Genomic DNA, 1293 nt, shown 5'->3' on the forward strand with positions numbered 1-1293 from the left:
AAAGCTAAGAAACTTATCCGGGAATTGATACAGGAGGAAGCAGATGGTAAAAGCCATAAAAGTAATGTTGATACCAAATAACGTGCAGAAAACTAAGTTGTTTCAGTACGCCGGTGCTTCAAGATTTGCCTATAACTGGGCTTTGGCAAGGGAAATAGAAAACTATGAAAAAGGCGGAAAATTCATTTCAGATGCAGAACTCAGAAAAGAATTTACAAAGCTTAGACATTCTGATGAATATGCATGGTTATTGAATATTTCAAATAATGTAACAAAACAGGCGATCAAAGATGCCTGTACTGCTTATAAGAACTTTTTCAGGGGTTTGCAGAAATTCCCGAGATTCAAGTCAAAAAAGAGGTCAATGCCGAAGTTCTATCAGGACAACGTTAAGATACGATTTAGTGATACCCACGTTAAATTTGAAGGCTTTTCCTCCAGCAGGAAAGCCAATAAACAAAAAATGAATTGGGTAAGACTTGCAGAACATGGACGAATTCCGACAAATGCTAAATATATGAATCCGCGAATATCCTTTGACGGATTGAACTGGTGGATCAGTGTATGTGTAGAATTTCCTGACTGTAGGGAAATACTTAATGATGACGGAGTCGGTATAGACTTGGGAATCAAAGAACTGGCTGTCTGCTCTGATGGAACTAAGTATAAGAACATCAATAAAAGTCAGAAAATAAAGAAATTAGAAAAACAGAAACGCAGATTACAGCGTAGTATCTCTCGTTCTTACGAGAAAAATAAAAAAGGAGAAAGTTACTGTAAAACAAATAATGTAATCAAAAAGGAAAAACTTTTATTAAAACGAGATCACAGATTAACAAATATCCGTAAAAACTATTTGAATCAGACCATATCTGAGATCATAAATCGAAAACCAAGATTTATATGTATTGAAGATCTGAATGTCAGCGGAATGATGAAAAACAGACATTTATCCAAAGCAGTCCAGGAACAGAGATTTTTTTGGCTTAGAAAACAGCTTGAATATAAGTGCAGTGATAAAGGGATTCAGCTTATTGTGGCTGATCGGTTTTATCCATCATCAAAGCTTTGCAGCTGTTGTGGGAATATCAAAAAAGATTTGAAGTTATCTGACAGAGTTTATAGATGTGAGTGTGGGAATATGATTGACAGAGATTTCCAGGCATCTATAAATCTCAAGACTTATGGAGAAAAATTTGCAAGCTAACACTGGAACGTTAATGCAAATATGTACGGATACGTTAGTCCGGAATTTACGCCTATGGAGAGTACAAGAACTTGTGAGTAGATAGA

The 1293-nt window shown here is 35.7% G+C and carries 1 protein-coding gene; it reads left to right on the plus strand.

What is annotated here, in order from left to right:
- Window positions 1-43 precede the first annotated feature (43 nt).
- On the plus strand, window positions 44-1207 hold the full coding sequence (locus GPK60_RS08200) for an RNA-guided endonuclease TnpB family protein (protein ID WP_215659268.1): 1164 nt from the start codon (window positions 44-46) through the stop codon (window positions 1205-1207).
- Window positions 1208-1293: the final 86 nt, after the last annotated feature.

This window comes from Ruminococcus sp. MCC718, assembly GCF_018783905.1.
In the GTDB taxonomy this organism is placed as follows: Bacteria; Bacillota; Clostridia; order Lachnospirales; family Lachnospiraceae; genus Hominisplanchenecus; species Hominisplanchenecus faecis.